Annotated in this window: 5 protein-coding genes; all 5 read right to left on the reverse strand. The window is 46.9% G+C overall.

Annotation, left to right across the window (positions count from 1 at the left end; translation table 11 throughout):
• Positions 1 to 160 precede the first annotated feature (160 nt).
• The 5 genes from QEH54_RS22525 to QEH54_RS22545 all read right to left on the reverse strand — a co-directional run bounded on the left by QEH54_RS22525 (position 161) and on the right by QEH54_RS22545 (position 2979).
• Positions 161 to 544 (reverse strand): hypothetical protein, encoded by a 384-nt coding sequence (locus QEH54_RS22525; protein WP_309020985.1) that lies wholly within the window; start codon positions 542 to 544, stop codon positions 161 to 163.
• A 118-nt stretch (positions 545 to 662) separates the two neighbouring features.
• Positions 663 to 923: a hypothetical protein gene (locus QEH54_RS22530; RefSeq protein ID WP_309020986.1), complete on the reverse strand. Its 261-nt coding sequence runs from the start codon at positions 921 to 923 to the stop codon at positions 663 to 665.
• 528 nt (positions 924 to 1451) lie between these two features.
• Positions 1452 to 1814 carry a hypothetical protein gene (locus QEH54_RS22535; RefSeq protein WP_309020987.1) on the reverse strand — a complete coding sequence of 121 codons (363 nt, stop codon included), beginning with the start codon at positions 1812 to 1814 and terminating at the stop codon, positions 1452 to 1454.
• A 38-nt stretch (positions 1815 to 1852) separates the two neighbouring features.
• Entirely contained in the window at positions 1853 to 2446 is a 594-nt protein-coding gene (locus QEH54_RS22540) for a hypothetical protein (protein ID WP_309020988.1), read from the reverse strand.
• 35 nt (positions 2447 to 2481) lie between these two features.
• Entirely contained in the window at positions 2482 to 2979 is a 498-nt protein-coding gene (locus QEH54_RS22545; protein ID WP_309020989.1) for a hypothetical protein, read from the reverse strand.
• Positions 2980 to 3143 lie beyond the last annotated feature (164 nt).

Raw genomic sequence — 3143 nt, forward strand, 5'->3', positions numbered from 1 at the left:
ACCACATAGAATCGTGACTAGGAACGTTCCTAGGAATGAATTCCAATCGAAGAATCTGATCGTTCCTGAGTTACTCATTTTTTTGCTAACGTGAAAGCCATACGCGTAGGTCAGCGCGGAGCGCTGGCCGGAGTTGTATGGGCTGCCTGGTTGGGCTTATTCATTTTTCAATTTTTTGGATGAGTTCTAGATGGTCACACTTTCTGGATACAAAGCAAAAAGCTGCCGCCAAAGCATCGTGAAAACCTTTCGAATCTTCAATGACCCAGTGAAAATACTCTAACTCGAATCCTTCTTTTTCTGAATCTCCAATCTCTAGGTTTAGGTGTCCAGACTCCCACACGCACACTTCGGCTATTCGATTATTCTTTTCTAGCCGAGTTCTTAGAGAAGAGCCTCCGTCAGGTCCGGAGCATGACATTTCAAAGGTGAGATCGTTGGCTTGGAATCTACTGCGAAGCCCGGGAAGATAGCCTTCGAACTTTTTTTCGCTGATCAGTTCTTTCAGTGATTCCATTTTATTTCTGCCCAACGCTAAGCTCATACGCGAGGGCCTAGAAGACCAAATGAGCAAGTTGTGGGGTTGGAAATGTCCTTGTGGGTTCCACAACTCGGGCGCTTGGCCCGAGTTGTATGGAGCGACTTGTTCGGTATTCTTTTCGTCATGTTAGATTGAATACTCCAATCAGGATCAAGATGAATCCCGCAATTTGAGTTCCAGCAAAGGTTTCAATGTGAGGACAGCTTTCTTTGGTTTCTTTTCTTATCTCTCTCGCTTGAGTGAAATCGTTCCAAGCAGCTACCGCGATGTTAGCTCCCGAGGAATCGATACCCTTGTTTCTGACAACGTAGCGTCTGATTCCGAAGAACCAAATCAACTGGCTTGTTGCCAGTAGGATTACGCCTGTGATGAGAGGTGACATTTCTTGTTACTACCGAACGTGAAAGCCATACGCGTAGGTCAGCGCGGAGCGCTGGCCGGAGTTGTATGGGCTGACTGGTTAGGCATTCTTTTTAAGTTTGCTTGTTTGTGATTTGGTAGAGGATCAAGCTAAGCACCCCAACGGCAATGGACGAGATGAGCCAGATCGATACAGGTATGAAAAAGCCGGCCAAGATGTTCATTCTGCAAAACCTAATAAGGTACAGAACGATCCCGACTAGAATTGCATAGTCCAAAATTGGATCAACTTGGTGAAAGACGTTCTTGAGGATAAATCCCAATGACCAGACCAGCGAAAGGGCAACTGCTAGTCCCAAAGGCTTCGGCGAAAGACTCCAGATTCTGAAACTGAGATAGTAGAGTGAGAAGTTGATCACCAACTCCAACACGACAACTCCGATTGGAAATATCAGTTTCATGATTTTCTGCCTAACGTGAAGTCCATACGCGCAGGTCATCGCGGAGCGATGGCCGGAGTTGTATGGGACGACTGGTTGAGCATTTCTTTCTAGTCTAGTATCCAGCTCGAGAATGCTCCCATAGAGAAATCACCGATCCATAAGGCCATTCCTACGACGTAGATGGAGAATGCCAGAACCAGAGTGAACTCCTTCTTTTCTTTGTTTTGCTTCCACTGGACAAGCGATGCGATGCCAAGAATGGCAGGAATCAAAATGGCTCCCAATGCTGATGCGAGGAATCCGACTGCTGATGCTCCAAGCCAAATAGGCATGCCTAGTTCTTTGGGGTCAGGATGCGAGTAGTATGGCCAGTGCCCGATCTGCGTCATGGCGACAAAAGCAAAGCAGAGTATGATGAAGTACCCGACTAGAGGGATTGAAGCGAGTAGAGGTAGGATTCTTGGTTTCATAGTGGTTTTCTGCTCAACGTGAAAGCCATACGCGGAAGTCAGCGCGGAGCGCTGGCTGGAGTTGTATGGGCTGACTGGTTGGACAACCCTTTCTTCCTGCAAGCGTTCACGAATCGGCTGATGCTTAGTCCTCTAGAGAAAACGAATACCGAGAAGGACATCGCAGCTATGTGATAAGCGACCTCTGGAAACCTTCCATCCCAGAATCCATCATCGCCATATACGAGCGTGCCTGGTGAAGACGCCAAATACGAGAACCAAGCCGCGAATAGCCTCAATGCATCCGGAAAGGTCGTGGATATCATGTAGAGTCCAAGAAGCGAAAAAAGCAGGAAGCTCATATCCTCGAATCTTATTCCTTCGATCTTTTCTTCTCCCTCGACTTCAATCTTTGCTAGAAGCCATCTGCTAATCTTTGCAGACTTTCTGATTATGACTATTCCGAAGATCAGAGGAGCAAGAAATTGCGGAATCAACGCCATTGATGTATATCCTGCCATTTCCCATCCGTTCGGCTGAAACGGGGCCATGACCAGAATCAGGACCTGCATACCAGAAATGATGATGGCTGAAAATATTGAGTAGAAGCCAATCAAGGAAATGGTTAGCGTGCTAAGTTTCTGGTAGTTCATTTTCTTTCGTCCAACGTCGAGTGCATACGCGGAGGTCAGTCGCGGAGCGACTGGCCGGAGTTGTATGGCACGACTGGTTCTGGTCTATTACTTATTCCCGATTCCTCGGAGAAAGACTGCTTGGTTAAGATTGCTGAATTTTCTACATCGAAAGCTTCAACCTTCTGAACGTCGAAAGTAGAAATGAACTCACCATTTTTCAAATCTACTACTCTATCTTCTTTTACTTTCACCTCGTCGACTGAACACCTGAAGACTCCTTGATACATCGGATCGAGCGACGTCCAGTCCCCGTGGGTGAATCCTCCTCGGTATGAGAAGAGGTGCCAGTCTGACCAAGTGCCCTGATACCAAATGTCAAAGTCTGGGTTGATCAGTTCTATCAGCTTTTCTTTTTCAACGATCTCTCTCTTTAACACTTCATCTTCGCTGATCGGTATTGGATCGAACAGCCCTCTATCTCTCTTTTCGCCAGATACCGGATCTGCCGCAAAAAGAATCAGGTAAACTAAAATGATCGTGATTGGTTTCACTTTTTACTCCAGAACGTGAAGGTCATACGCGAGGGCTCAGAAACCGTTGTGCTGGAAGTTGTGAGGATCCGTCCTTGCTGCTGCCACAACTCGGGCGCTTGGCCCGAGTTGTATGGACCGACTTCCATGAGAAGGCACTGCAAGTTAATAATATAAAGGAGTTC

Source organism: Pelagicoccus sp. SDUM812003 (assembly GCF_031127815.1).
Lineage (GTDB): Bacteria > Verrucomicrobiota > Verrucomicrobiia > Opitutales > Opitutaceae > Pelagicoccus.